At 60.4% G+C, this 25129-nt stretch carries 25 protein-coding genes; 7 read left to right on the top strand and 18 right to left on the bottom strand.

The genetic code is table 11. The features are described 5' to 3' along the window. Positions 1 to 47: 47 nt before the first annotated feature. The 4 genes from hemN to I6L36_RS13790 form a co-directional block, all read right to left on the bottom strand. Entirely contained in the window at positions 48 to 1421 is a 1374-nt protein-coding gene (gene hemN, locus I6L36_RS13805; RefSeq protein ID WP_041212163.1) for an oxygen-independent coproporphyrinogen III oxidase, read from the bottom strand. Between the two features lie 28 nt (positions 1422 to 1449). Then, a complete protein-coding gene (locus I6L36_RS13800) occupies positions 1450 to 1890 on the bottom strand; it encodes a DUF2489 domain-containing protein (RefSeq protein ID WP_053288829.1) in 441 nt (146 codons plus the stop codon). An 11-nt stretch (positions 1891 to 1901) separates the two neighbouring features. Beyond that, on the bottom strand, positions 1902 to 2483 hold the full coding sequence (gene yihI / locus I6L36_RS13795; RefSeq protein ID WP_039039515.1) for a Der GTPase-activating protein YihI: 582 nt from the start codon (positions 2481 to 2483) through the stop codon (positions 1902 to 1904). Positions 2484 to 3283: 800 nt separating this feature from the next. Beyond that, positions 3284 to 3901, bottom strand: a complete 618-nt coding sequence (locus tag I6L36_RS13790; RefSeq protein ID WP_053288830.1) for a cytochrome c — start codon at positions 3899 to 3901, stop codon at positions 3284 to 3286. Between the two features lie 143 nt (positions 3902 to 4044). On the opposite strand from I6L36_RS13790, the gene yihA reads away from it, so the two are divergent. Beyond that, the gene (gene yihA / locus I6L36_RS13785; RefSeq protein ID WP_042015244.1) at positions 4045 to 4698 is read left to right on the top strand and encodes a ribosome biogenesis GTP-binding protein YihA/YsxC; all 654 of its coding nucleotides are present in this window, start codon (positions 4045 to 4047) and stop codon (positions 4696 to 4698) included. A gap of 980 nt (positions 4699 to 5678) precedes the next feature. Here the strand turns inward: yihA and aroE are convergent. From aroE to I6L36_RS13750, 7 genes are all read right to left on the bottom strand, one after another. Next, the gene (gene aroE / locus I6L36_RS13780; RefSeq protein WP_041214090.1) at positions 5679 to 6500 is read right to left on the bottom strand and encodes a shikimate dehydrogenase; all 822 of its coding nucleotides are present in this window, start codon (positions 6498 to 6500) and stop codon (positions 5679 to 5681) included. A 103-nt stretch (positions 6501 to 6603) separates the two neighbouring features. Beyond that, entirely contained in the window at positions 6604 to 7512 is a 909-nt protein-coding gene (gene hemF / locus I6L36_RS13775) for an oxygen-dependent coproporphyrinogen oxidase (protein ID WP_053288831.1), read from the bottom strand. A 100-nt stretch (positions 7513 to 7612) separates the two neighbouring features. Further along, positions 7613 to 8173 (bottom strand): Sua5/YciO/YrdC/YwlC family protein, encoded by a 561-nt coding sequence (locus I6L36_RS13770; RefSeq protein ID WP_039039520.1) that lies wholly within the window; start codon positions 8171 to 8173, stop codon positions 7613 to 7615. 278 nt (positions 8174 to 8451) lie between these two features. Further along, positions 8452 to 9009, bottom strand: a complete 558-nt coding sequence (locus I6L36_RS13765; RefSeq protein WP_042015238.1) for a type I DNA topoisomerase — start codon at positions 9007 to 9009, stop codon at positions 8452 to 8454. Positions 9010 to 9064: 55 nt separating this feature from the next. Then, positions 9065 to 9538 carry a DUF494 family protein gene (locus tag I6L36_RS13760; RefSeq protein ID WP_010672510.1) on the bottom strand — a complete coding sequence of 158 codons (474 nt, stop codon included), beginning with the start codon at positions 9536 to 9538 and terminating at the stop codon, positions 9065 to 9067. Further along, positions 9531 to 10646, bottom strand: coding sequence for a DNA-processing protein DprA (gene dprA, locus I6L36_RS13755; protein WP_043153552.1), 1116 nt, complete (start codon positions 10644 to 10646; stop codon positions 9531 to 9533). The genes I6L36_RS13760 and dprA overlap by 8 nt, the downstream gene beginning before the upstream one ends. A gap of 1 nt (position 10647) precedes the next feature. Continuing rightward, positions 10648 to 11736 carry a LysM peptidoglycan-binding domain-containing protein gene (locus I6L36_RS13750; RefSeq protein WP_010672508.1) on the bottom strand — a complete coding sequence of 363 codons (1089 nt, stop codon included), beginning with the start codon at positions 11734 to 11736 and terminating at the stop codon, positions 10648 to 10650. A 108-nt stretch (positions 11737 to 11844) separates the two neighbouring features. On the opposite strand from I6L36_RS13750, the gene def reads away from it, so the two are divergent. The 5 genes from def to I6L36_RS13725 all read left to right on the top strand — a co-directional run bounded on the left by def (position 11845) and on the right by I6L36_RS13725 (position 17654). Then, positions 11845 to 12357, top strand: coding sequence for a peptide deformylase (gene def / locus I6L36_RS13745; protein WP_010672507.1), 513 nt, complete (start codon positions 11845 to 11847; stop codon positions 12355 to 12357). Positions 12358 to 12369: 12 nt separating this feature from the next. After that, entirely contained in the window at positions 12370 to 13314 is a 945-nt protein-coding gene (gene fmt, locus I6L36_RS13740) for a methionyl-tRNA formyltransferase (protein WP_053288833.1), read from the top strand. Positions 13315 to 13374: 60 nt separating this feature from the next. After that, positions 13375 to 14667 (top strand): 16S rRNA (cytosine(967)-C(5))-methyltransferase RsmB, encoded by a 1293-nt coding sequence (rsmB, locus tag I6L36_RS13735; RefSeq protein WP_053288834.1) that lies wholly within the window; start codon positions 13375 to 13377, stop codon positions 14665 to 14667. A 74-nt stretch (positions 14668 to 14741) separates the two neighbouring features. Beyond that, positions 14742 to 16118, top strand: coding sequence for a Trk system potassium transporter TrkA (trkA, locus tag I6L36_RS13730; protein ID WP_010672504.1), 1377 nt, complete (start codon positions 14742 to 14744; stop codon positions 16116 to 16118). A gap of 93 nt (positions 16119 to 16211) precedes the next feature. Then, complete coding sequence (locus I6L36_RS13725; protein ID WP_010672503.1) at positions 16212 to 17654, top strand: TrkH family potassium uptake protein; 1443 nt, start codon at positions 16212 to 16214, stop codon at positions 17652 to 17654. A gap of 82 nt (positions 17655 to 17736) precedes the next feature. Here I6L36_RS13725 and rmuC read toward each other — a convergent pair whose 3' ends face one another. Further along, complete coding sequence (gene rmuC, locus I6L36_RS13720) at positions 17737 to 19068, bottom strand: DNA recombination protein RmuC (protein WP_053288835.1); 1332 nt, start codon at positions 19066 to 19068, stop codon at positions 17737 to 17739. After that, entirely contained in the window at positions 19065 to 19280 is a 216-nt protein-coding gene (locus I6L36_RS13715; RefSeq protein ID WP_010672501.1) for a hypothetical protein, read from the bottom strand. The genes rmuC and I6L36_RS13715 overlap by 4 nt, the downstream gene beginning before the upstream one ends. Before the next feature lie 137 nt (positions 19281 to 19417). Here I6L36_RS13715 and I6L36_RS13710 point away from each other — a divergent pair, with 137 nt between their 5' ends. Further along, positions 19418 to 19930, top strand: coding sequence for a ferredoxin-type protein NapF (locus tag I6L36_RS13710; protein WP_010672500.1), 513 nt, complete (start codon positions 19418 to 19420; stop codon positions 19928 to 19930). 52 nt (positions 19931 to 19982) lie between these two features. Here the strand turns inward: I6L36_RS13710 and I6L36_RS13705 are convergent, their stop codons facing one another. The 5 genes from I6L36_RS13705 to I6L36_RS13685 all read right to left on the bottom strand — a co-directional run bounded on the left by I6L36_RS13705 (position 19983) and on the right by I6L36_RS13685 (position 25044). Then, a complete protein-coding gene (locus tag I6L36_RS13705) occupies positions 19983 to 20435 on the bottom strand; it encodes an Rrf2 family transcriptional regulator (protein ID WP_010672499.1) in 453 nt (150 codons plus the stop codon). A 275-nt stretch (positions 20436 to 20710) separates the two neighbouring features. Continuing rightward, the gene (locus I6L36_RS13700; protein WP_041212154.1) at positions 20711 to 21550 is read right to left on the bottom strand and encodes a PfkB family carbohydrate kinase; all 840 of its coding nucleotides are present in this window, start codon (positions 21548 to 21550) and stop codon (positions 20711 to 20713) included. A 60-nt stretch (positions 21551 to 21610) separates the two neighbouring features. Next, positions 21611 to 22582 carry a LysR substrate-binding domain-containing protein gene (locus I6L36_RS13695; protein WP_029313477.1) on the bottom strand — a complete coding sequence of 324 codons (972 nt, stop codon included), beginning with the start codon at positions 22580 to 22582 and terminating at the stop codon, positions 21611 to 21613. A gap of 153 nt (positions 22583 to 22735) precedes the next feature. Beyond that, complete coding sequence (locus tag I6L36_RS13690; RefSeq protein ID WP_043153559.1) at positions 22736 to 23464, bottom strand: glutamine amidotransferase; 729 nt, start codon at positions 23462 to 23464, stop codon at positions 22736 to 22738. Between the two features lie 83 nt (positions 23465 to 23547). Continuing rightward, complete coding sequence (locus tag I6L36_RS13685; RefSeq protein WP_053288836.1) at positions 23548 to 25044, bottom strand: CoA-acylating methylmalonate-semialdehyde dehydrogenase; 1497 nt, start codon at positions 25042 to 25044, stop codon at positions 23548 to 23550. Positions 25045 to 25129 lie beyond the last annotated feature (85 nt).

The following is a 25129-nucleotide window of genomic DNA, read 5'->3' as shown; positions in this document are numbered from 1 at the left end:
AAACCGCCGAAAGGCGGTTTTTTTATTGTCCCACGACATTGCCCGGCCTAGATCACCCGGGAGAACTGCTGCTGGCGCGCCTTGTTGCGCAGGTAGACATCGAAGCACATGCAGATGTTGCGGATCAGCAGCTGACCGGTGGAGACCACCTCCAGCCCCTCTTCGGTCATGCGCACCAGACCGTCATCGATGAAGGTCTGCAACAGCTTGAGATCCTCGGCAAAATACTCCTTGAACACCAGGCCGTGGGCCTGCTCCACAGCGGCGAAGTTCAGGGAAAAATCGCAGATGAGGCGCTTGATCACCTCACGACGGATCAGATCGTCCCGATTGAGGGAGCACCCCTTCCACTGGGCATGGCCCAGTGACTCGACCTGGGCGTAGTAGGTTTTGAGATCCTTCTGGTTCTGGGAATAGGCATCCCCCATCATGCTGATGGAAGAGACCCCCAGCCCCAGCAGATCGCAATCCCCCTGGGTGGTATAGCCCTGGAAGTTGCGATGCAGCTTGCCCTCACGCTGGGCGACGGCCAGCTCGTCATCGGGCTTGGCAAAGTGGTCCATGCCGATGAACTGATAACCCTGGCCGGTCAGGAAGGCAATGGTGTCCTGCAGCATGGCCAGCTTCTCCTGCGGTGCCGGCATGTCCGCTTCTTTCAGCTTGTGCTGGGCGGCAAAACGGCTCGGCAGGTGGGCATAGTTGAAGATGGAGAGGCGGGCCGGGTCGGTCTTGAGCACCTCTTCCAGGGTGTGATGGAAGCTCTCCCGGTTCTGGTGCGGCAGACCGTAGATGAGATCCAGATTGGTGGAGCGGAACCCCAGCTCGCGGGCACGAACCAGCATGGCACGGATGAAGTCGTTGTCCTGCTCCCGATTGACCGCGACCTGGACCGCCTTGTTGAAGTCCTGAACGCCAAGGCTGATGCGGTTGAAACCGAGCTCCCGCAGCACATCCAGCATGGACAATTCGATCTCGCGGGGATCCACCTCGATGCTGATCTCCCCCTCCTCGGCGAAGTGGAAGTGCTCCCGCAACATGGCCATCAGACGACGAGTCTGGGGTTCGCTCAGATAGGTGGGTGTGCCGCCACCCCAGTGCAGCTGGGTGACCAGTCTCTCCTTGAACAGGGGGGCCTGGGCCTTGATCTCCTGTTCGAGGTAGTCGAGGTATTGATCTGCCTTGTGCTGGTGCCGGGTAATGACCTTGTTGCAGCCGCAGTAGTAGCAGAGCTTGTGACAGAAGGGGATATGCACGTAGAGCGACAGATTGCGTGCAGGATACTGGCCCGCTGCCTGGACAAAGTCCGGATAGCCGAACCCCTCGTTGAACTCCAGCGCAGTGGGATAGGAGGTGTAACGCGGACCACTGTAGTTGTATTTTTCGATCAGGGCCTGATCCCACACAATCTGTTCTGCTTGCACGCTTGCTTCCTCTGTCTTTGTCATGGGCTCACCGGCTTAACTGAAAATCCTTCAGTCTGGCGACATCCTCAAGGATCTGCGCCTCCAGCTCGGCCTCGTAGCCGCTGCGTTCGAGATCCATCTTCATCACTTCATTGCGCTTGAGTGCCCGCCTCGCCTCATGGGTCGGCATTTCCTTCACCTTCTCATAGAGGCCGTAGAGCCCCGGGAACTCGGTGGCAAAGGCGCGGCCCCCCTTTATTTGCAAGGCATCCAGCAGATTGGTCAGCCGGATGGCGCCTTCTGAGTAGTCGCACTGACCATCTCGTACCGCGTGGGCGATCACCCTGACACTCTCCAGGATCCGCTCGTTGCGGGCCGCAATGGCGTGCTGCTGCATCTCTTGCTGGCGTTTGAGGCGCGCCATCAGGGCGCCGGCATAGACGGCAAGCCCCAGCAAAATCAGGCCACCCAACAGGGCGGCCAGCATCCATCCACTCATCACTTTTTCTTCGGCTCGGGTTTGGCTTCAGGCTGGTAGTCCGCCTGAGAGAAACGCTCCCACAACTCCTCTTCGGAGGCAGGCTGACTCGGCTCATCAAAATCGGCATCATCAAAATCCATGTCGCCATCTTCGTCATCGTCGTTGTCGATGATACCGAGCTCGTCCATCAGCTCCTGATAACGGTCAACCCGCTGATCGACCCATGCCTGCTCTGCGGCCTCCAGGGTTTCACCGGCATCCAGACGATCCAGCAAGGCATTGAGGCGATCATCATTCTCGATGGACGCCAGCTCCTGCTCGGGGGTCATCACCACCCGCTTCTCTTTCGCAGGCTTGGTCGCCACCGGCTTGCTGCCCTTCTCGTCGGCAATCAGCGCGATGGGCTTGCGAGAGCCGATGCGTGGATCCTTGGCCTGCTTGGAGCCGCTCTTTTTGCCCGCCTGCTCGACCTGTTGGCGGGAGCCCGCCTTCAGGCCCTTGCGCTTGGCGGCGCGCTTGCGCTCACGACCTTCCTGGGCACTGGCATCTGATTCTTTGCGCTTGCCGGTAGGCTTGCGGTTGGGTTGTTTGGCCGACATGAATGACTCCGACAAATAACTGAATGGAAACCCCCGGAGCGTGTCGTCCGGGGAGGATGCTGAAGCGGGGAACAGTAAATATGGAACAAGAGTGGGATCCCGCACCAATTCGACCACTTTGGGCCGCTGAACACCGCAGGATCGGCATCCTCTGGGCATGTTGCTGGTATTTTGACACAGAATGTCTTGGCGGGTTAATGACCCAATAGAAAAAAGGCAGCCGAAGCTGCCTTTTTCCATCATGCGAGTGCCATTCCCTGGTAGCCAATCGCCTTATCCCTGGGCGAACCACGGCGCATCATTTCGTTGGATCATCCTGATCCTTATTGACCAGTCCTGAGTGTGCGTGTGTTTGTTTGTCTAACCCAAACCGGCGACATCCTGCCTCCCATCGGGGTGGTTGCCTCCCGCAGCCCCGTTCATCCCTGGCGGTCACCATCCTGGCTTTTTGCATCTATTGCTCATCGCATGCTCCGAGCAGACATCCTGTCAAACCGAAGACGGGTCTTGCTCCCTCTCTCCGGCCAATCCTGATTGCCTACTGTAACTTCTTCGCTGGATGACTCAATCAACCAAAGCACATTTCGAACTGGTACAAAGTGATGTTATATTTCTTAATTCATTGAAAAACAAAACATAAAAAAATATATGTGAGCAATCTTTCAGACACGACCAGCCCCGTATATAGAAGATCTCTTACAGCAAAGCAGGCTGTTTACGGGCGATCGCTACAACCTCAAAAAAGAACAGGGAACACAATGGTTCCCTGTTCTTTTCAACAAGATAACTAACAGGCTATATCAGTGAAGCCCCGCCACATACTTGGAGAGCGCCTCGATGTCCTGATCCGTCAGCTTCTTGGCCACATCCCGCATCATGCCATTGGGATCGTTGTCGCGGGTCGCCGAACGAAAAGCGGTGAGCTGGGCCTTGATATAGGCGGGATGCTGCCCTGACAGGCTGGGATACTTCGCTTGCTCGACGCCGGAACCCCGTGGGCCATGACAGGCGGTACAGGCGGCCAGGCCTCGCTCCATGTCTCCCCCCATATAAAGCGCCTTGCCTGCGGCAACCACATCATCGGGCACGGCAACCGGCGTCACCTTCTGGCTGGAGAAATAGGCGGCAAGATCGTCCATATCCTGCTCGGACAACGGCAACGCCATGGGTCCCATGACGGGCGCAATCCGACCAGTTTGGCCAGAAGCTGCAGCCTTCAGTTCAACTAATTGTTTTTTGATATATGATGCGTGCTGACCAGCAATCTTGGGATACATGTCGACTGGGCTGTTGCCGTCCGGTCCATGACAGGCCGCACAGACGGCAGCCTTGGTTTGTCCCGCAGCGGCATCGCCCTTGGCTTGTGCCATCCCAGTTACGCCAACCATCAGAGCAAGTGTAATGACTAGGTTCTTCATGGCGTTCCAACTTTCTCGTTATTAGGCTTCCAGATCCCATGCCGCTGAAGGCATGTTAAAATAAACGCGTTCAAGCGACGCCATTTTACACTATTTCACAAAAAAGTAACTCTATAACCCTCTATCTCTATGGGGAATTTACGTTGGATACACAAACTCTGAATTTCAATAAGGTGCATTTTGTGACCAGCGCACCCGACATCCGCCACCTGCCAAATGATGGGGGTGTCGAGATTGCGTTTGCCGGTCGTTCCAACGCTGGCAAATCGTCTGCATTGAATACCTTGACCAAGCACAAGAACCTGGCACGTACCAGTAAGACCCCTGGCCGTACTCAGCTGATCAACCTGTTTGAGCTGGAACCGGGCAAACGCCTGGTCGACTTGCCCGGCTATGGATATGCCCAGGTTCCGCTGGAAATGAAGCTCAAGTGGCAAAAGTCACTGGCTGAATACCTGCAACGACGGGAGTCCCTGAAAGGGCTGGTGATCCTGATGGACATCCGCCATCCGCTCAAGGAAACCGACATGAACATGCTGGAATGGAGTTCACACCGTGAACTGCCGGTGATGCTGTTGCTGACCAAGGCGGACAAGTTAAGCCCGGGGCCCCGCAACAACCAGGTGATCAAGGTTCGTCAGGCGGTGGCAGAACTGGGCCCGCAGATCCAGGTTGAAGCATTCTCTTCTCTGACCAATATCGGCGTCGAGAAGCTGGCCCAGACCCTGAGCGGCTGGTACCTGTCCGAAGCAGACAACGCCCAGGTAGACGACGAAGATAATCAGAACGAGGAGTAAACGACTCCTCTCCCTGGCTGCAATTGGCGGAGTTGGACCTCCGCTGATTGAAAGGCTTTCATGATCCCCCCATCTCCGAGCCCTCCCTCCCCGCCTTCGCCACCTCTGAAGAAAAACCTCAAAAAATATATTTAAATCATACTGATAGCATGTTTAGACGCGAAAAGAATTAACTAATCATCAGCCTGATACCGTTTTCATGGATATCGAGTAAAAAATCAGAATTGAAGGCTGTAACAAACGAAACTGAAATTTAATTACACGGCGAGGCAATATAGGGATAAAAATGAGGCCGGTCTTGCCATTGCAAACCGGCCTGAAGAAATGAGTTCAAAAATTTGGGAAAAAGCGAGTTCTCGAGAACAAAGACGATTGGTTTTCCTCAAGAAACGCCTTCATTCTAACAAGGAACGGCAACAATTAAAGCATTTACTCTAAACGTTACTCATAAAAAAACGCCCCGACGATGACTCATCGGGGCTGCTATTCAGCCACATTCAATTACGTGAAATAAAAGGTCTGAAAGATAGAACATCTTACCTCTGTACCCTACGCCGACAACTGTACAGCAAAGCAGCAGAAAGTGAAAGTAATTTATGTAATTTAGTTTCAAGGGTAGGAAAAAGAAAAAATATTCATAATTTTCATGCAGATAAAAAAATCCCCAGTACGAATACCGGGGAGTTATAAAGGTGACTAGCTAGCACTTCCTCAACTATCCAGTTAGTCAGCAGTCCGTTACAGAAGTTCCGCTGCTTTGAGAAAAAACTCAAAAAAATTCTGCGAGTGATGGCAAAGTAAAAGTAACTTATTGTTACGCAATGGTTTTATAAAAATGGCACCTGTTCTGCCACACACCCACCGCAGAACGACCGTTTCACATCACACGTGCCGTGCCGCATCACGAGGGAGCCCTTATCCAGCGATGCAAAATCTCTACATCAGATCTGCCGACCGCCCAATAGAGCGCACTAGTTGGTTCACACGACGCCCAGATTGCGCTGCAACTCTCTCAATACCTGCTTGGTACCGGGCCGGATCCCTCGCCATACGGTAAAAGCCTCCGCAGCCTGTTCGACCAACATGCCCAATCCATCCATGGTATGGCGCGCGCCATGTTGCTTGGCCCAGCCGATGAAGGCTGTGTCCGTTGCGCCATACATCATGTCGTAGATCGCGATGTCCGGGTGGATGAGGGTTGGAGCCAAAGGTGGCAACTCACCTTGCAGACTGGCTGAGGTGGAATTGATGATGAGATCGAACGGCCCCACCAGCTGTTCATAGGATTGAGCCGTGATGCTGCCCAGATCCCTGAATTCCACAGCCAACTGTTCCGCCTTGGCATGGGTACGGTTGACCACAACGATCTCGCCCGGTGCTTCCGCCAGCAGGGGGGCCAGGGCGCCACGAGCTGCGCCACCAGCTCCCAGAAGCAGGATCCTGCTACCGGCAAGGTTCACTCCGTGAGCCTTGAGATCGGCGACCAGCCCGGCGCCGTCGGTATTGTCACCCAGCAGCACGCCATCATCAGTCAGTTTGATGGTGTTGACCGCTCCCGCCCGCTTGGCCCTGGGGCTCAGCCGCTCCACCAGCACGAAGGCTTGCTCCTTGAAAGGTACGGTCACGTTGCACCCCTTCCCTCCTTCGGCGAAGAAGTGGTTCAGAGCGCTGGCAAACTCATCGACGGCCGGTTCTGCCAGACCATACTCCAGCTCTTGCTGGGTCTGCCTGGCAAACAGGGTATGAATGAAGGGAGATTTGCTGTGGCGCACGGGGTGGCCAAAAACCAGATAACGATCCATCAAGGCGTTCCTTTTGAGAGCAATATCCCGATTTAACGGGTTTTCTCATGAAGGAACAAGCCGAATATCGGCCAATAAGAAGGGGCCATCATGGCCCCTCTGGTCACAACCACTCGCGCGGTTTGAGGTAGTCGCTATAGAGCAATGCCTCCGGGCTGCCAGCCTCCGGCTGCCAGTCGTACTCCCAGCGCGCCAGCGGCGGCATCGACATCAGGATGGATTCAGTGCGCCCCCCCGTCTGCAGTCCGAACAGGGTCCCGCGGTCGTAGACCAGATTGAACTCCACGTAGCGGCCACGGCGATAAAGCTGGAACGCCCGTTCCCGCTCCCCATAAGCAAGCTCCTTGCGTCGCTCGACAATCGGCAAGTAAGCCGCGAGGTAACCCTCACCCACTGCACGCATAAAGGCAAAGCAGTCGGCAAAGGGCCAGCGGTTCAGGTCATCGAAGAAAAGACCGCCCACCCCGCGCGTCTCGCCCCGATGCTTGAGGAAGAAGTAACGATCGCACCAGGATTTGAACTCGGGATAAATGTCGGTGCCGAACGGCTGACAGAGCTCACAGGAGACCTGGTGCCAATGCCTCACGTCCTCTTCGAACGGATAGAAGGGCGTCAGGTCGAAGCCGCCACCAAACCACCAGATCGGCTCCTCCCCCTCTTTCTCGGCGATGAAGAACCGCACATTCGCATGGCTGGTCGGTACATAGGGATTATGCGGGTGGATCACCAGCGATACCCCCATGGCCTCAAACCTGCGGCCAGCCAGTTCGGGACGATGTGCGGTCGCGGATGCCGGCATGGCATCGCCATAGACATGGGAGAAGTTGACCCCACCTTGCTCGATCACCGCCCCCTGACGCAGCACCCGTGTTCTACCGCCACCACCACCTTCGCGACTCCAGGCATCTTCCACAAAGCGCCCGCATCCATCGGCCTGCTCCAGGCCACGGCAGATATCATCCTGCAATTGCAGCAGGAAGGCTTTTACCTGGGCCACATCCGGTTTGCTCATTTTATCTCCTGTCAGACAGGCATCATGCATGCACTGCCTGCACTTCTCGTATTGTCATGACCTCATCGCACAACCTGCATGAAACAGGGCCGTGCCCAACTCAGGATGGGCGAATAATGGCCCCGGTGCGGGCGTCCTTGATTTCGGACGGGTTGGCTTGCCCCCCGACTTCGCCGGGCAGAATGTAAGCCAGCTGGCTTGCCAGCAGATCGCCAATATCAGCCACCCGGCGAGCGGGTTCCTCACCGGTGAGATTGGCACTGGTGGACACCAGCGGTTTGCCAAATGCCCGGCAAAGCCCTTGCACCTGGGGATGGCCTGTGACCCGCACCGCCAGGGTCTCGAACTGACCGGTCAACCAGGACGGCGTCGTCGCGCGAGCGGGCATGATCCAGGTGAAGGGACCAGGCCAGCTCGCCTGCACGCGAGCAAGCTGCTCATCGCTGAGCTGGCTCAGGTCGATGTAGTCCTGCAATTGCGCCAGATCTGCCGCGATCAGGATCAATCCCTTCTCCACCGGCCGCTGCTTGATGGCCAGCAGCCGCTGCACGGCGGCTTCGGAATCAGGATCACACCCCAGACCAAACACGGCTTCGGTGGCATAGGCGATAACCCCTTCTCCTTGAAGGGCGGCAACCGCTTGTTCAAATTCATTTGGCATAAGCACATGCGACAGCCACGCTGCCGCCTCTCATCACTGGATTGTATGTTGAACCGACATGACGGCATCGGGGCCATCACTGCTGCGATATGGGCTATATCCCTGCTCCTCTTCAGTCATGCATTTCGGTTCAGACGCTTGAGTGCATCAGTGAACCGAGCAACCGCAGGGAGCTTGAGATGGCGATCAGGTCAGGATCAGGGCAAGTTGGGCGATGTGCATCGGCTCACAACCTCACGCTGACCAGCAATCCGCCTGCCTGATCATGGGCGGCGAGATTATACCCGCTCAATCTGGTGGGAGCATTTCTTTTGCGGGCAGACCCAGCGCAGGTTTCCCCGCACCTTCTTCTCGATCATGATGCCCCAGCCACACTCGGGACAGGGCATGGGAACCGGCTTGTCATTCACCACATACTTGCAGTGAGGATAGGCGTCACACGAGTAGAACTGTTTGCCATAACGGGACGTGCGGCTCACCAGATGACCTTTGCCACACTCCGGGCAGAGGATTTGGGTATCGTCACTCTCCTGAAGGGATTCGATATGCTGACAGGCCGGGTACTGGGTACATCCCACAAACAGACCGTAACGACCCTTCTTGATGGCCAGTGGATGGCCACAATCCGGACAGGACGACCCCTCGAGCACTTTCTCTATGTCGCGGCCAGAGGGCGTGAGGGAGCGAATGTAATCGCAAGCGGGATAGGCTGAACAACCAAGGAAGGGACCGTGCTTGCCCTGGCGGATCACCAGTTCAGCACCACACTGCGGGCACGGCTCGCGCTCGAAGGCATGTTCGTGGGCAGAGAAGAGGTGGTGATCGATCTTTGACATGGGCCGCGCCTTGAAATCCAGATGGCCTGAATTCTACCAGCGCGGCACCGGGCTGTCAGTGGATGACGCCGTCCGACTCGTCAAACACCAGCTCTTCCATCTGCTGGTAGGCGTTTTCGCTGCCTGGCACATTGAACAGCACCATCATGACGACCCACTTCAGATCGTCCAGCTCGATGTCCGGCTTGTCCAGCTCGAGCAACCGTTCGATGCAGATTTCACGGGTTTCGGCATTCAGCACTTGCGCCTGCTCCAGGAACAGCAGGAAACCGCGACATTCAGTACTGAGGCGAACAAGCTCCTGCGGCGCATAGATCCGCATAGAGCCCTGCTGGCTTGCGGTGACATAGACTTCCCGCTCGCTGTCGTGCAGGTTGGCCAGTCGCTCCAGCCAGTTGAGCGCTTTCTCGATCTCGTCCTTGTCGAAACCGGCCCGGCTCAGTTCGTCGGTGAGTTCATCCTGCTCGACCATCACATCTGCATCGCTGTGGATGTAGGTCTCGAAAAGGTACATCAATACATCAAACATGATTCGCCCTCCTCGCTCTGACGTATCCACCGGCTACCGCCATCACTGCACCAACCAGCTCCAGCTCTACCAACCTGCCCAGTACGACATCGACAGGAAGCCGGGCCCGTTCGGCAACGGTATCCACGCTCGTGGTCTCATAATCTACGTTATCCAACAAATCGGCATAAGGCAATTCGCTATTATGCTGCGCCTCGGAAGAACCGTTGGCAGGTCCAGGGGACAAGACCAGCCTTGGAAACTCTTCCAGGATATCGGCGGCATTCAAGACCAGCTTGGCACCCTGTTGAAGCAGACGGTTGCACCCTGCTGCCTGTGCATTTTGCGGAGCGCCGGGAACGGCAAAGACCTCGCGGCCCTGCTCCAGCGCATAACGGGCCGTGATGAGCGAACCACTCTGTTCTGCCGCTTCCACCACCAGTGTCCCCAGCGACAGGCCACTGATGATACGGTTGCGGCGAGGGAAGTGTTCAGCCAGGGGGCCTTGCTGGGGCGCCAACTCGGAAACAAGCAGGCCTTCCTGCTCGAGGATTTGCATCGCCAACCCCTGATGACGCTTGGGGTAGAGACAATCCAGACCAGATCCCAGCACCGCCAGGGTGATTCCGCCCGATGCCAGCGCCTGCTGATGGCAGACGCCATCGATGCCCAACGCGAGGCCGGAGGTGATCGCCAGACCACAGCCCACCAACTCGGCACACAAGCGTGTCGCATTGTCTTTGCCGGCATAGGTGGGGTGGCGGGTACCCACCATCGCCAACTGTGGCAGGGAGAGGGATGAGACGTTCCCGCGGCAGTAGAGCAAGAGCGGGGCGCCGGGGATCTCTTTGAGCAGGGCAGGATATGCGGGGTCATCGGGACAGAGGAGGTGATTGCCGGGCTCGGCGGCCCAGCTCAATCCCTGCTCCACGACAGGAAGAGGCCATCTCATCTGCTGAATCTGGGCACTCTGCAGACCAAGAACTCGCAGGGCGCCATCATCTGAGTCAAACAGAGTTGTGATGTCACCACCCACATGAGCCAGCAGGCGAGCGGCGGTGACCGGGCCTATGCCTGTAACGGCATCCAGCGTCAGCCATAGCGACAACCGCTCCAGTGGCAAGGACACGTCAGAAATTACTGACCTGATAGCCAGAGCCGACCAGATCCTGACTCTGCAGGATAAGACCGTAACTCAATTTGTCGTAGACCTTGAACAGCATGACTCTGGCAACGGCCTCGGCAGGCAGCGATGACTTGCCGGCAGAATAGAACGCCTTGTCATAAACGGATGAATATTCCCGGTATGACACCTTGCCATTCTTGTCCACCATCTCGGCTCCCGGGCGCAGGATCTCGAGCACATCGCCCGGGGCCACCTGATCACGCCCCCCCTTGTTGATGAGTACCACATCAAACTTGCCCCCACCATGTACCTTGCTCGGCAGCTCGATCACATAGCCGGGGGAAATGGAGGGTGCCGCCTTTGGCATGAACACGGCAGAGATGCTCTCCTGCGACGGCAGCGGCATCACCTTGTCGCCCTGATACACCTCACGCCGGTTATGGGTCAGCGTCACTTTGGTGGTGTCGTGGGCAAGGTACTCCTCTGCCCGCACCGTGCCGACAAAAATTGCCTCCTGACCGAGCGACTCGCCGGTATGCTTGTCCTTGTATGCCACCCCCGGGCGATAGAGGCCATAACTCTGGCCCGGGTTCAGGGCTCCTTTCACATAGAGAATGTCACCCTCCAGCATCCCGACATGCTTGTCATTGTTGCCGAGCACATAGGGCAGGTCCTTGCTCTGCTGGCTGTTGGCCAGAATGTGGTCGGTCTGCAGGAAGGGCGCTATCTCACTCAGAGGAAGGGTCGGTATGGGATTGGCCTTGTTTTCATAGCGGTTCTTGGGCGAGAGACGGATGACCTGCTTGCCCCCCTGACTGGCTTTGCCGAGCCGAGGCTCACCATTGACCCAGCTCAGGTGCAGCACGTCACCGGGATAGATCCAGTGGGGATTGGCGATCTGCGGATTGATGTTCCAGAGGCGTGGCCAGAGCCAGGGTTCGGCCAGATACTGGCCCGAGATATCCCAGAGGGTGTCCCCTTTTTGCACCACATAAGTCTCGGGGTAACCGGATTTGAGCGTCAACTGCTGTGCCATGGCGCCACCGGCCAAGGCTGTCGCCAGGCAGGCGACGACGATTTGCTTCAGATACATAACACTCCCTGTTACTTCTGCACGCAAAGTGTTGCTGTTTTTTGTCGGCGTAAATGACTAGAATTACGTCAATATTGACTGCGTTTATATGAAACTAAAGAAAAAATTATGGCCATTCTAGATGTATTGCGTTTCCCCGATGAGCGTCTGCGCACAGTCGCGGCCCCTGTCGAAGCCTTTACACCCGAGTTACAACACATTGTAGATGATATGTTCGAAACCATGTACGCGGAGGAAGGCATCGGCCTGGCTGCGACCCAGGTCGACATTCATCAGCGCATCATCGTCATCGATGTCTCCGAGAACCGCGAAGAACAGCTGGTGTTGATCAACCCGGAGATCCTGGAGCAGTCCGGCAGCACCGGCATCGAAGAGGGCTGCCTCTCCGTGCCCGGCAACCGTGCTCTGGTTCCGCGCGCCGAGTGGGTCAAGGTCAGGGCGCAAGATCGCCACGGCAACACCTTCGAGCTGGAAGCGGACGATCTGCTCGCCATCTGCATACAACATGAGATGGATCATCTGGTCGGCAAGCTGTTTGTGGATTACTTGTCCCCGCTCAAGCGCCAGCGCATTCGTCAGAAGCTGGAAAAGATGGCCCGTGAAGATCGCAAAGTCCTCTGAGGATCCGCTCCATTGAACAAGCTGAAACTGATTTTTGCCGGTACCCCCGACTTCGCCGCCCGTCATCTGGCGGCGTTGTTGTCTTCCGGCCACGAGGTCGTCGCCGTTTATACCCAGCCGGACAAGCCCGCCGGTCGCGGCCAGAAGCTCACTGCCAGCCCGGTCAAGGAGCTGGCGCTGGCCCACGATCTGCCGGTCTATCAACCTGCCTCCCTGCGCAATGAAGCGGCGCAAGCCGAACTGGCCGCTCTGGGTGCCGATCTGATGGTCGTCGTGGCTTATGGCCTCATCCTCCCCAAGGCGGTGCTCGATACGCCGCGTCTGGGTTGCATCAACGTGCACGGCTCCCTGCTGCCGCGCTGGCGCGGTGCCGCCCCGATTCAACGCTCCATCTGGGCGGGGGATGCCGAAACCGGCGTCACCATCATGCAGATGGATGTGGGGCTGGATACCGGCGCCATGATCCGCAAGGTAACCTGCCCCATCGCCAGTGATGAGACCTCTGTCAGCCTCTATGACAAGCTGGCCGGTCTGGGCCCGCAGGCACTGGTCGATACCCTGGACGCCATGGCTGCCGGCGACACCGCCGCCGAGCCCCAGGACGATGCGCTGGCCAACTACGCCGAGAAGCTCTCCAAGGAAGAGGCCCGCATCGACTGGTCGATGGACGCCATTGCCATCGAACGCTGCATCCGCGCCTTCAACCCCTGGCCCATCAGCTGGTTCGAGGTCGCCGGACAGACCGTCAAGGTGTGGCAGGCCGAAGTCCTTCCCAAGGCGCACGGCCAGGCAGCCGGTACCCTGCTCAAGGCCGACAAGCAGGGGATCGAGGTTGCCACCGGTCAGGGGGTGCTGCGCCTGCTAACCCTGCAACCTCCCGGCAAGAAGGCCATGTCCGTTTCGGATCTGCTCAACTCTCGCCGCGACTGGTTTGAACCTGGCACGCAACTGATTTGATCTGGATTGAATTGACACAAGCGGGGCCCTGGCCCCGACTTGTGCATCTAAGGTAACGCTATGAAAACACGCGCACAGGCTGCTCTCGTCATTCAACAGGTGCTGGATCAGGGCCAATCTCTCTCCGCCGTTCTGCCTGCTGCCCAGGAGAAGGTCGCCCCTCGCGATCGCGCCCTCCTGCAAGAACTCTGCTACGGCACCCTGCGCTGGCTGCCCCGCCTCGATGCGGCGGTCAGCGAGATGATGGACAAGCCGCTCAAGAACAAGAGCCGCATCTTCCACTACCTCATCCTGGTCGGCCTCTACCAGCTCATCTATACCCGCATTCCGGCTCACGCCGCCGTGGCCGAGACCGTCAACGCCGTCAAGCTGCTCAAGGGTTCTTCCCTGCGCGGCCTCATCAACGGCGTACTGCGCAACTTCCAGCGCAGTGCCGAAGTGATCCTGCTGCGCATCGACCGCGTTCCCAGCGTCCGCCTCGGCCACCCCGAATGGCTCACCAAGCGCCTGCGTCAGGCCTATCCCGATGACTGGGAGTTCATCATGGAGGCCAACAACCAGCGCCCGCCCATGTGGATCCGCAACAACAGCCAGCGCCAGAGCCGCGAGGCCATGCTGGCCCGCATGAGCGAGGTGGGTATCCCGGCCATGGCCGGTGTGGAAGGGGAAGATTGCATCCTGCTGGAGCGCCCCTGCGACGTGACAAAGCTGCCCGGCTTCGAGCAGGGTGACTGCTCGGTGCAGGACGGTGCCGCCCAGCAGGCCGCCGCCCTGCTCGATCCCCAGCCAGGCGAGTGGGTGCTGGACGCCTGCGCCGCCCCCGGCGGCAAAACCGCCCATTTGCTGGAACGCCAGCCGGCCCTTGCCGGCGTGGTTGCCGTCGACGCCGACGACAACCGCCTCAAGCGGGTGCAGGAGAACCTGGATCGCATCGGCCTTCAGGCCCAAGTGATCCACGGTGATGCCAGCACGCCGGATCTGTGGTGGCCACAGGGGCAGTTCGACCGCATCCTGCTGGATGCCCCCTGCTCCGCCACCGGCGTCATCCGTCGTCACCCCGACATCAAGTGGTTGCGCCGGGATCAGGACATCCGCGAGCTGGCCGAGCTGCAACGCCGCATTCTCGATGCCCTCTGGGGCAAGCTGAAGCACGGCGGCACCCTGCTCTACGCCACTTGCTCCGTGTTGCCGGAAGAGAACCGGGAGCAGATCCGCGCCTTCCTGGCCGATACCCCGGATGCCCGCCTGGTGCCGTTGCATGCAGAAGACACCCCGGCCTGTCCGGGTCGCCAGTTCCTGCCCGGCGAGGCGGAGATGGACGGCTTCTACTATGCCAAGCTCATCAAGCTGTAGGCCGAACCGGCGGATGGCAGGCCCGGTGACGGGCCGCCTCATTACGAAGCAACAACCTTGAGTAAGATGGCCTTATGAAAATCATCATTCTGGGCGCAGGTCAGGTGGGTGGCACCCTGGCCGAGAATCTCGCCGGCGAGAACAACGACATCACCATCGTCGACACCGACAGCGAGCGCCTGCGCGAACTGCAGGACAAATTCGACCTGCGGGTGGTGAACGGCCACGGCGCCCATCCCAGGGTGCTGCGCGAAGCCGGCGCCCAGGATGCCGACATGCTGGTCGCCGTCACCAACAGCGACGAGACCAACATGGTCGCCTGCCAGGTCGCCTACTCCCTGTTCAACACCCCGAACAAGGTGGCGCGCATTCGGTCCCCCGCCTATCTGGTGGAGCGGGATCGCCTGTTCCTGCCCGAATCCGTCCCCGTGGATCACCTGATCGCCCCCGAGCAGTTGGTAACCGACTACGTGCGTCGCCTGATCGAGTATCCGGGGGCGTTGCAGGTGGTGGATTTTGCCGACGGCAAGGTGGGCCTGGTGGCGGTCAAGGCCTATTACGGCGGCCCCCTGGTGGGCAATGCGCTCTCCACCCTGCGGGAACACATGCCCAACATCGAAACCCGGGTCGCCGCCATCTTCCGCCAGGGGCGCTCCATCCGCCCCCAGGGCACCACCATCATCGAAGCCGATGACGAGGTGTTCTTCGTGGCCGCAGCGGGCCATATCCGCGCCGTGATGTCGGAGCTGCAACGCCTCGAGAGCCCCTACCGGCGCATCATGATCGTCGGCGGCGGCAACATAGGCGCCGGCCTCGCCCGCCAGCTAGAGAAGCGCTACAGCGTCAAGCTCATCGAGCGCAACCAGAAGCGGGCGGAGCAGCTCTCCGAACACCTGGAACACACCATCGTCTTCTGCGGCGATGCGGCGGATCAGGAGCTGCTGGCGGAGGAGCACATCGACCAGATCGACGTCTTCATCGCGGTGACCAACGAGGATGAGGCCAACATCATGTCGGCCCTGCTCGCCAAGAAGATGGGGGCCAAGAAGACCATGGTGCTGATCCAGCGCGGCGCCTACGTGGACCTGGTACAGGGCGGCTCCATCGACATCGCCATCTCCCCCCAGCAGGCCACCATCTCTGCCCTGCTGACCCATGTGCGCCGTGCCGACATCGCCAACGTCTACAGCCTGCGCCGCGGGGCGGCCGAAGCCATCGAGGCGATCGCCCACGGGGACGAGAACACCTCCAAGGTGGTGGGCAAGACGGTGGGCGAGCTCAAGCTGCCCCCGGGCACCACCATAGGCGCAGTGGTGCGCGGTGACGAGGTGCTGATCGCCCACGATCGTACCCAGATACAGCAGGATGACCACGTGGTGATGTTCCTGGTGGACAAGAAGTACATCCCGGAAGTGGAGCGTCTGTTCCAGCCCAGTCCCTTCTTCCTGTAAGCCGGCCATGTCTCTGGCAACGGTATCCGGACCCGGCCCCTTTTCTCAGGAAAGGTCCGGGTCTTTTTTCAATCAACGACCAGGTTATCTTGCATGATCAAGCTGCATCCCATCGTCTTCACGCTCGGGCTGGTACTCTCCAAGCTGGCGCTCTTCATGTGGCTGCCCACCCTGCTGGCCCTGCTGACCGGTTCGGAAGGTTTCGTCGAATTTCTCAAGTCGGTCTTGATCACCCATGGTGCCGCCCTGCTCTGCCTCCATTACGGTCGCAAGGCAGAGTTTCACCTCGGCGTGCGGGAGATGTTCCTGCTCACCACCTCGGTCTGGGTGGTCGCCTGCGTCTTCGGGGCCCTGCCCTTCGTCTTCATCACCCATATCGACTTTGCCGACGCCTACTTCGAGACCATGTCGGGGGTCACCACCACGGGATCCACCGTGCTGTCGGGGCTCGACGGCATGGCCCACAGCATCCTGCTGTGGCGATCCATCCTGCAGTGGCTGGGCGGAGTCGGCTTCATCGTGATGGCGGTGGCGGTACTGCCCTACCTCAACGTCGGGGGCATGAAGCTGTTCCAGACCGAGAGCTCGGATTGGTCCGACAAGAGCGCCCCCCGCGCCAAAACGGTGGCCAACAACATAGTGCTGGTCTATCTGGTACTCTCCATGCTCTGCTTCCTCGCCTACTGGGTGAGTGGCATGAACCTGTTCGAAGCGGTCAACCACGCCATGACGACCCTCAGCACCGGCGGCTACTCCACCTCCGATCAATCCATGTCCCACTTCTCCCACGCGGCGCACTGGATAGGCACCCTCTTCATGTTCCTCGGCGGCCTGCCCTTCCTGCTCTATGTGCAGGCTCTCTCCCGCCGTGACAACAGCCTGTTCAAGGATGCCCAGGTGCAGGGCTTCTTCTGGCTGATCGTCTGGGTGACCCTGGTCGTCACCTTCTATCTCTGGGTGAGAGACATCTACGGCTTCATGGATGCCTTGCGCATCAGCAGCTTCAATATCGTCTCCGTGCTTACCACCACGGGTTTCGGACTCGGCGACTTCGGCACCTGGGGCCCGCTCACCACCATTATCTTCATCATCCTGCTGGCACTCGGCGCCTGCTCCGGCTCCACCTCGGGCGGGCTCAAGATCTTTCGGGTCCAGGTGGCCTTCGCCCTGTTCAAGAAACAGATGCGCCAGCTGATGCACCCCTCCGCCGTGTTTCCCCAGAAGTACAACGGCCGTCCGGTCAACGACGCCATCATCCGCTCCCTGATCTCCTTCGTGCTGGTCTACTTCGCCATCATCCTGCTCATCGCCGCCCTGCTCGCCGCCATCGGACTGGACCCCCTGACCGCCATCTCGGGCTCCATCACCGCCGTGGCCAACGTGGGCCCGGGCATGGGGCCTGTCATCGGTCCCAGCACCAACTTCGCCAGTCTGCCGGATGCGGCCAAGTGGATACTGTCGTTCGGCATGCTGCTGGGACGCCTCGAGATCCTGACGGTGGCGGTGCTCTTCTTCCCCTCCTTCTGGAAGCAATAAGCAGCCGTCCAGGCTGTTGCATGAAACGAAAAGGGCAGCCAATGGCTGCCCTTTTCGTTGTCCCGGCGAATGACGACTCCCCTCAGTCCGCCGACTCCTCTCGCTCCAGCGCCCGGTCCACCAGCGCGTCCGGCAAGGGCTTGGTCACCTCGACCCCCAGCTCGCGAAAGCGCTCGGCCTGGGCGATCAGGTTGCCACGACCGTTGACCAGCCGCCCCATCGCCTTGTCGTAGCTCTCCTGCGCCTTGTGCAGGCTGCCCCCCATCTGCTGCATCTCCTCCACGAACAGCCGCAGCTTCTCGTAGAGGCGGCCGGCCCGCTCCGCTATCTGGCGCGAGTTCTGGTTCTGCCGCTCGTAGCGCCACAGGTTCTCTATGGTGCGCAGCGCCACCATCAGGTTGGTGGGGCTCACCAGCAGGATGTTGTGTTCCAGCCCGTAGCGCACCAGGGAAGGGTCCGCTTCCAGGGCAGCGAGGAAGGCAGGCTCCACCGCCACGAACATCAGCACATAGTCCAGAGTGCGCACCCCGGGCAACTGCTGGTAATCCTTGCGGCCCAGCTCGCGGATATGGTTGCGCACCGAGGCGACGTGCTCCTTGAGCGCCACCGCCTTCTCCAGATCATCAGCGGCGTTGTACCAGCGCTCATAGGCGGTCAGCGACACCTTGGCGTCGATGATGATGTCCTTCTCCTGGGGCAGGTGGACGATGACGTCGGGCTGGTAGCGCTTGCCCTTGTCCACCTCGATGTTGACCTGGGTGTGGTACTCATGCCCCTCGCGCAGGCCGCACTCGGAGAGGATCCGCGCCAGCACCACCTCCCCCCAGTTGCCCTGCTGCTTGCTGTCGCCCTTGAGGGCCCGGGTCAGCGCCGCCGCCTCTTCGGTCATGCGGGCGTTGAGCTCGGCAAGGCGCTCCAGCTCGAACTTGAGGTTGTGGCGCTGGGCCGTCTCCTGGGCGTGGGTCTCTCCCACCTGGCGGCGAAAGCCCTCGAGCTGCTCCTTGAGTGGAGTCAGCAGGAGATCCATGCTGTTCTGATTCAGTTCGCGGAAGTTTCCAGCATTTTGTTCAAAAATACGATTGGCGAGGTTCTCGAACTGCTGGCTGAGGCGCTGTTCAGCCTCTTGTTGCAGTTGCAGCTTCTCGGCGCTGGCGATGCGCTCGCTGCGCAGGGTCGCCTCGGCTTCCTTGAGACGGGCGGTGAGCTTGAGCAGCAGGGTCTGCTGCTGATCCAGCTTCTGCTGAACCAGCATCTTCTCGTCCTGCAGCGCGTCCCAGCGATCCTGCAACCCCTGATAACGCTCCTCCAGCAGCAGCGCCTCTTCACGGCCGCTGCGTCGCCCCCACCACCAGCCGAACAGCAGCGCCAGCCCGCCAGCCAGCATGGCAGGCCACCAGGTCAGCAGCGGGGTCATCGGCGCCCCCGCTGGCGCAGGAAGAGTTCGAGATAGCGGTTGAGCAGCAACCAGATCAGCACATAGAGCAGATAGGCCGCCAGCACCACCCACTTGTGGCTGTTGACCCCGGTATCCAGTTCACTGAACTCGATACCCTTGAGATGGCAGTAGGCCCACATCAGCAGGGGGAAGACATAGAGCAGAGAAGCACGCCACAGAAATAGCCACATGAGTTCATTCAATCCCGCAAAAAGACCCGCCTAGCTTACACAAGGGCAACCCGGCTTGCGATCCTGCCCGCCGCTATTCTCTGGCTTGCCGGCCCAAAACTGGATAAAATTAACCCCTAATAGGTATAGAGGTGGGCATGACGCATTTTTTCTGTCGCTGGCTGGCACACGCATGGGGGAGCCCCCGCAGACCCGAGGTGGTCTGCCATGAGGCACGCCCGCCCTGGGCCATCGACGAGTCCCAGTTCCTCACCCTCTGCACCCGTTGTGGCGACTGCTTCAAGGCGTGTCCCAACGGCCTCATCAAACCCGCCGATCGCCCCGAATATGACGGCAGCCCCATCGCCGGTACCCCAGTGCTGGATCTCGCCTGTGGCCAGTGCAGCTATTGCGGCAGCTGTGCCAGAGCCTGCCCCACGGGCGCACTGGATCTCTGCCTCGGCCGTCAGGTGCAGACCCGGGTCAGGATAGAGGCGAGCTGCCAGGCCCGTCAGGGCTACTACTGCCTGCTGTGCGAAGATGCCTGCCCCCAGCAGGCGATCAAGGTCGGCAGCGAGGGAGTGACCGTCAACATGGCCGCCTGCGATGGCTGCGGCGCTTGCGGCCTCGCCTGTCTGCACGGAGCCATCACCCTTGTGCCCCAGCTCTGATCGCTGGCAATGACAGAGGGGCCCGCAGGCCCCTCTGTCATTCACCGTGGCATCATGCCATGGTCAGGATATTATCCTGCTCTATACCGAGAAGGTGGCACAGACGAGTTGGATCCCGCACCGCATCCGCCAAAGTGTACTCCCCCAGCACCTCCAGGAAGGCGTGCATGGCGCGGCGTAGAATGCCCTGGATGCGGCAGCCCCCGGAGAGACGGCAGTTTTCGCGCTTGCAGTCCACCGGGCAGAGCACGTGCTCCATGTCCATCACCACATCGCGCAGGTTGATGGAGACGGCGGCACGGCCGAGGCGGATGCCCCCATGCTTGCCACGCACCGTCTCGATGTAACCCTTGATGCCGAGCTGATGCACTATCTTGACCACGTGATTGCGGGAGATGGCGAAGGTGTCGGCCACTTCCGTGATGGTCGACAGGCGATCACCGGGCTGGATGGCCAGGAAGGTCAGGGTACGCAGGGCGTAGTCGGTAAATCGTGTCAGTTGCATGGTCGCACTTGCCTCTTACTACAAGCCAGAAATCAGGACGACAGCCGGTGGCCAAAGAGGGGGTCTGCACATGCGTGCGCACGGGATGGGCTTCTTCGACCGAGTCGTGAAGTCACAAGGGTAAGAGCAGCCTGGGCGGGTGTCGACGAAGATGTACATAAATCGACACTTTCTTTGATTGATCGCAAACTTGCCGCCTCAGCGAGGGGTTTTGGCGGTTTCCGTCGACAACCCCCCACCTCCTCTGCCATCGCCGGAGCCGTTGTCCGGCGAGTTCAGTGGGGCTGCTTCAGCCAGTTGCGCAGCGCCTGGGAGGGGATGGAGCTCTCGGAGGCCACCGCGAAGGCGCCCCAGTCCACGGCGCACTGCAGCGCATCGGCCATGGCCATGCCCCGCGCAAGACCGTGGATGAGGCCGCCCGCGAAGGCATCCCCCGCCCCCGTGGTATCCACCACGGAGACCGGTCGCGCCGCCACCCTGACCTGCTCCTCCCCGTGAATGGCCACGGCGCCCGCCTTGCCCTCGGTCAGCACCAGCCATTCGAGCTGCTCCCCCGCGAGCTGGCGGGCATGCTGCCAGGGATCGCTCACCTCGCCGAGATCGGAGCGGGAGGCCACCAGCACGTGGCAGGGGCGGCGGGCCTGCCCCCCCTTGGGATACTGGGCCACCACGAAACTCTTGGCGAGCATCTGGCGCATGTAGCCCACGATGGCGGTGCCCGGATAGTTCACATAGAGGCAGTCCACCCCTTCGGTCGGCAGATCCCCCGGCAGATCCGGACGACGTGGGCGCCTGAGGATGGTGCGCTCACCGGTGGCGTCCACCAGCACCAGCAGCTCGCCGGTCTCGCCGCCAAAGCGTTCCACATGGCTGCAATCCAGGCCGTAGGAGGCCGCCTGCTCCAGCAGCCAGTCACCGGTGTCGTCCAGCCCGACCCGGGAGGCGATGATCACCTCGTGCCCCGCCCACACCAGTCCGATGCCGGTATTGGCGGCGCCGCCGCCGAGCCTGCGCCCCTGATCCACGTATTGCAGCCGCGCCCCCGCCACCAGGGGTTCGGCCAGGGAGAGCACATGATCACAGTTGAGATTGGCGAGCAGCAGGATGCGGGACATGGAAACCTCGGCGGGAGGAGGCCGACACCCCGGGGTGCCGGCACAGAAACGGAAGCGGGATCAGTAGACGGGCAGCTCCACCCCTGACAGCAGCTCGTCGATGCGCGCCTGGGTCGGCTGCTGCATCACGTTCTGGATCATCTCCTTGGTGAGATGGGGGGAGAAGGAGCTGATGAAGTCATACATGTAGTTCTGCAAGAGGATGCTCTTGCTGAAGCAGATCTGGGCCGGGCAGGGCTCGAACAGGTGCTCCAGATTGATGGCCACGAGGCCGGGGGCATCGCTATCGTTGGCTACCAGGGAGGAGATGATGCCGATGCCAAAGCCCAACTCCACGTAGCGCTTGATGACGCCGGCATCCATCACCGTCATGTAGTAGTTGGGGGTGAGGCCGGCCGCCTGGAACACCTTGTCCTGCACTTGACGCCCGGTGGCGCCGCTCTCGTAGCTCAGGATGGGATACTGGCAGAGCTGCTCCAGGGTCGGCTTCTTCACCTTGGCCAGGGGGTGCTCCTGGGGCACCACCAGGGAGAGGGTCCAGAGGTAGGCGGGCAGCGCGATCAGCTCCTTGTCGAAGCCTATCTCGTGGGCCACGATGGAAAAATCCGAGTATCCCTTGCTGATCTGCTCCTTGGTGGCGGACATCACAGGATGCAGGTGGAACGAGATCTTGGGGTACTTTTTGGTGAAGTAGGTGACGCTTTTCGGCAGCAGGTAGCGGGCGATGGTGTGGGTGGTGTGGATGTTGAGGGTGCCCACGGTCGGATCCAGGTACTCCCGGGAGATGGCCTTGATCTTGCTCTCGATATTGAGCATGGCCTCGGCACACTTGATGATCTCCTCCCCCACCGGGGTGATCCGGTGCAGGTGCTTGCCGCGGCGCTCGAAGATGCGCACCCCCAGCTCGCTCTCCAGCAAGCCGATCTGCTTGCTCACCCCAGGCTGGCTGGTATAGAGCGCATCGGAGGCAACGGAGACGTTGAGATTGTGGTCCCGCACCGCGATCAGATACTTCAACTGCTGTAGTTTCAAGGTTGCCCCCTCACAGACTGACGCGGCGCTCGTCGATGGACTAGGCCGCCAAAAATGGCGGCCAGTGTATCATCCGGACTGGGCATATCGCCGCTTGATCCTTCATTTTGCTACAAAATCTAGCATCAGCGCGGTGGATATGACAAACGGGGTTCAGCGCGCGTCGGCCCCGATCGGCAGGATGCCGAGGAACTGCAGCAGCCACTGCATCATGGTGGCGGAATCCACCTCCCCTTCCAGGGAAGAGAGACTGCTCTGGTAATGTGCATCGGGCAGCCTGTCCCGTCGCCGCTCGATCAGGGCCCGGTTGTACGCCACCGAGAATTCCGGGTGCCCCTGGATGGCGACGATGTGATCCCCCTGCAGGAACATGAAGTTGGGGCAGAAGTCGTTGCCCGCGAGCAGGGTCGCCCCCGGCGGAAGCTGCTCCACCTGATCCTGGTGGCTTGCCAGGATGCGGATGGTGTCCAGACCCGGCGCCATCCAGGGTTTTGTCGTCTGCATGGCATGGACCGACACCCCCAGACCCCACCCCTTGGTGGACTTCATCACCTCCCCTCCCAGCGCCTGGGCGATCACCTGATGGCCGAAGCAAACCCCGGCCAGCTTGACGTTGGCATCGTGGGCCCGGCGGATCCAGTCGCGCAGCGCCAGGATCCAGGGGATGTCGCTGTAGGCATCGTGACGCGAGCCGGTAATGAGCCAGGCATCACATTCGGTCAGATCCAGGGGCAGATCGCCGTCGAGGGCGGACCAGACCCGAAATTCCAGCTCGGGGGCCAACGCCCGGAAACCCTTGATAAACATCTCGGAGTAAACGGGACCAAAATCCCCCACCAAATCGGGGTCCAGCCGGTCACAATCGAGAATACCCAGTCGCATCTGTTACTCCTTGACAGAAGCGCCCCCGCAGACCGGCGGCCTGCGGGGGCAAGAGATTAAAGCCATGGCAGCGAGCCAGCGGCTCACTTCATGGTCGGCATGGAGAACTCGGCGCCGGCGCGCAGGCTCTGGGGCCAGCGGGCGGTCACCGTCTTCATCCGGGTGTAGAAGCGCACCCCATCCGGCCCGTGCATGTTGAGCGGCCCGAAGATGGACCGTTTCCAGCCACCAAAGCTGTGAAACGCCATGGGCACCGGAATGGGAACGTTCACCCCTACCATACCGACCTGAACCCGCGTGGTGAAGTCCCTTGCGGTATCTCCGTCACCGGTGAAGATGGCGGTGCCGTTGCCGTACTCGTGTTCGTTGATGAGGCGCAGGGCCGTCTCGTAGTCCGGGGCCCGCACGATGGCGAGTACGGGGCCGAAGATCTCCTCCCGGTAGATGCGCATCTCGGGGCCGACCCGATCGAACAGGCTGCCCCCGATGAAGTAGCCCTCGCCATGGCTCAGGCCCCGGCCATCAACCACCAGCTCGGCCCCCTCGGCCACCCCCTGATCCACGTAGCCGCGCACCTTGGCCAGGTGTTCCCGGCTGATGAGGGGCCCCATCTCGTTCTCCGGACTCTGACCGAGACCGGGGCCGACCCGCAGGGCCGCCACCAGGGGCGAGAGCTTCGCCACCAGGGCATCGGCGGTCTCGTCACCCACCACCACGGCCACCGAGATCGCCATGCAACGCTCGCCCGCCGCGCCATAGGCGGCCCCCATCAGGGCGGAAACCGCCTGATCCAGATTGGCATCCGGCATGACCACCATGTGGTTCTTGGCGCCGCCCAGGGCCTGCACCCGCTTGCCGTGGGCCGAGGCGGTGGCATAGATGTACTGGGCGATGGGGGTGGAGCCGACAAACGACACGGCACCGACCCGCGGGTCGGTCAGCAGCACGTCCACCACCTCCTTGTCGCCGTTGACCACGTTGAGCACCCCGTCCGGCAGGCCCGCCTGCTTGAGCAGTTCGGCCATGCGCAGGGAGAGGGACGGATCCTTCTCCGAGGGCTTGAGGATAAAGGTGTTGCCGCAGGCCAGGGCCACCGGGAACATCCAGAGCGGCACCATGGCAGGGAAGTTGAACGGGGTGATGCCGGCGCAGACCCCCACCGGCTGCATCATGGAGTGACTGTCCACCCCGCGGCCCACGTTGAGGGAGTGCTCCCCCTTGAGCAGATGGGGAATGCCGCAGGCAAACTCCACCACCTCCAGCCCCCGGGTCAGCTCCCCCTGGGCGTCGGAGAAGACCTTGCCGTGCTCACGGCTGATGAGCTGGGCCAGCTCGTCCCTGTGCTGCTCCATCAGCTCCTTGAAGCGAAACAGCACCCGGGCCCGCACCAGCGGCGGGGTCTGGGCCCACTCCCCAAAGGCGCGCTCGGCGCAGGCAATCGCCTCGGCACACTCGTCGGCCGTGCTGAGAACGACGGAGCCCTGCTGCTGGCCGGTGGCCGGATTGAAGATGGCACCGAAACGCTCGCTGCGACTCTCGGTCGTCTCGCCGTCAATGAAGTTGTCGATCCTGTAACTCATAAATCCTCCGTGATGGGTCATCCGTCCTCCCCTCGCCGCGCCGGGGCAGCACAGGGGGATGACGCCCGGGACGAGCGCCATCCTG

The organism is Aeromonas sp. FDAARGOS 1406 (genome assembly GCF_019048565.1).
Classification (GTDB): domain Bacteria; phylum Pseudomonadota; class Gammaproteobacteria; order Enterobacterales; family Aeromonadaceae; genus Aeromonas; species Aeromonas caviae.
This window is presented reverse-complemented; position numbering and strand designations above follow the sequence as displayed.

Coding starts and splice junctions, on each gene's coding strand:
- I6L36_RS13800 (WP_053288829.1), bottom strand. CDS start 1,890: ATGCTGGCCGCCCTGTTGGGTGGCCTGATTTTGCTGGGGCTTGCCGTC.
- I6L36_RS13760 (WP_010672510.1), bottom strand. CDS start 9,538: ATGTTTGATGTATTGATGTACCTTTTCGAGACCTACATCCACAGCGAT.
- rmuC (WP_053288835.1), bottom strand. CDS start 19,068: ATGACCCCGCTGCTGACCTGGTGGCCTGCCATGCTGGCTGGCGGGCTG.
- I6L36_RS13765 (WP_042015238.1), bottom strand. CDS start 9,009: ATGTCAAAGATCGATCACCACCTCTTCTCTGCCCACGAACATGCCTTC.
- yihI (WP_039039515.1), bottom strand. CDS start 2,483: ATGTCGGCCAAACAACCCAACCGCAAGCCTACCGGCAAGCGCAAAGAA.
- I6L36_RS13685 (WP_053288836.1), bottom strand. CDS start 25,044: ATGAGTTACAGGATCGACAACTTCATTGACGGCGAGACGACCGAGAGT.
- rsmB (WP_053288834.1), top strand. CDS start 13,375: ATGAAAACACGCGCACAGGCTGCTCTCGTCATTCAACAGGTGCTGGAT.
- I6L36_RS13750 (WP_010672508.1), bottom strand. CDS start 11,736: ATGTATCTGAAGCAAATCGTCGTCGCCTGCCTGGCGACAGCCTTGGCC.
- def (WP_010672507.1), top strand. CDS start 11,845: ATGGCCATTCTAGATGTATTGCGTTTCCCCGATGAGCGTCTGCGCACA.
- I6L36_RS13710 (WP_010672500.1), top strand. CDS start 19,418: ATGACGCATTTTTTCTGTCGCTGGCTGGCACACGCATGGGGGAGCCCC.
- I6L36_RS13705 (WP_010672499.1), bottom strand. CDS start 20,435: ATGCAACTGACACGATTTACCGACTACGCCCTGCGTACCCTGACCTTC.
- trkA (WP_010672504.1), top strand. CDS start 14,742: ATGAAAATCATCATTCTGGGCGCAGGTCAGGTGGGTGGCACCCTGGCC.
- hemF (WP_053288831.1), bottom strand. CDS start 7,512: ATGAGCAAACCGGATGTGGCCCAGGTAAAAGCCTTCCTGCTGCAATTG.
- I6L36_RS13725 (WP_010672503.1), top strand. CDS start 16,212: ATGATCAAGCTGCATCCCATCGTCTTCACGCTCGGGCTGGTACTCTCC.
- aroE (WP_041214090.1), bottom strand. CDS start 6,500: ATGGATCGTTATCTGGTTTTTGGCCACCCCGTGCGCCACAGCAAATCT.
- I6L36_RS13700 (WP_041212154.1), bottom strand. CDS start 21,550: ATGTCCCGCATCCTGCTGCTCGCCAATCTCAACTGTGATCATGTGCTC.
- I6L36_RS13790 (WP_053288830.1), bottom strand. CDS start 3,901: ATGAAGAACCTAGTCATTACACTTGCTCTGATGGTTGGCGTAACTGGG.
- I6L36_RS13690 (WP_043153559.1), bottom strand. CDS start 23,464: ATGCGACTGGGTATTCTCGATTGTGACCGGCTGGACCCCGATTTGGTG.
- I6L36_RS13715 (WP_010672501.1), bottom strand. CDS start 19,280: ATGTGGCTATTTCTGTGGCGTGCTTCTCTGCTCTATGTCTTCCCCCTG.
- I6L36_RS13770 (WP_039039520.1), bottom strand. CDS start 8,173: ATGCCAAATGAATTTGAACAAGCGGTTGCCGCCCTTCAAGGAGAAGGG.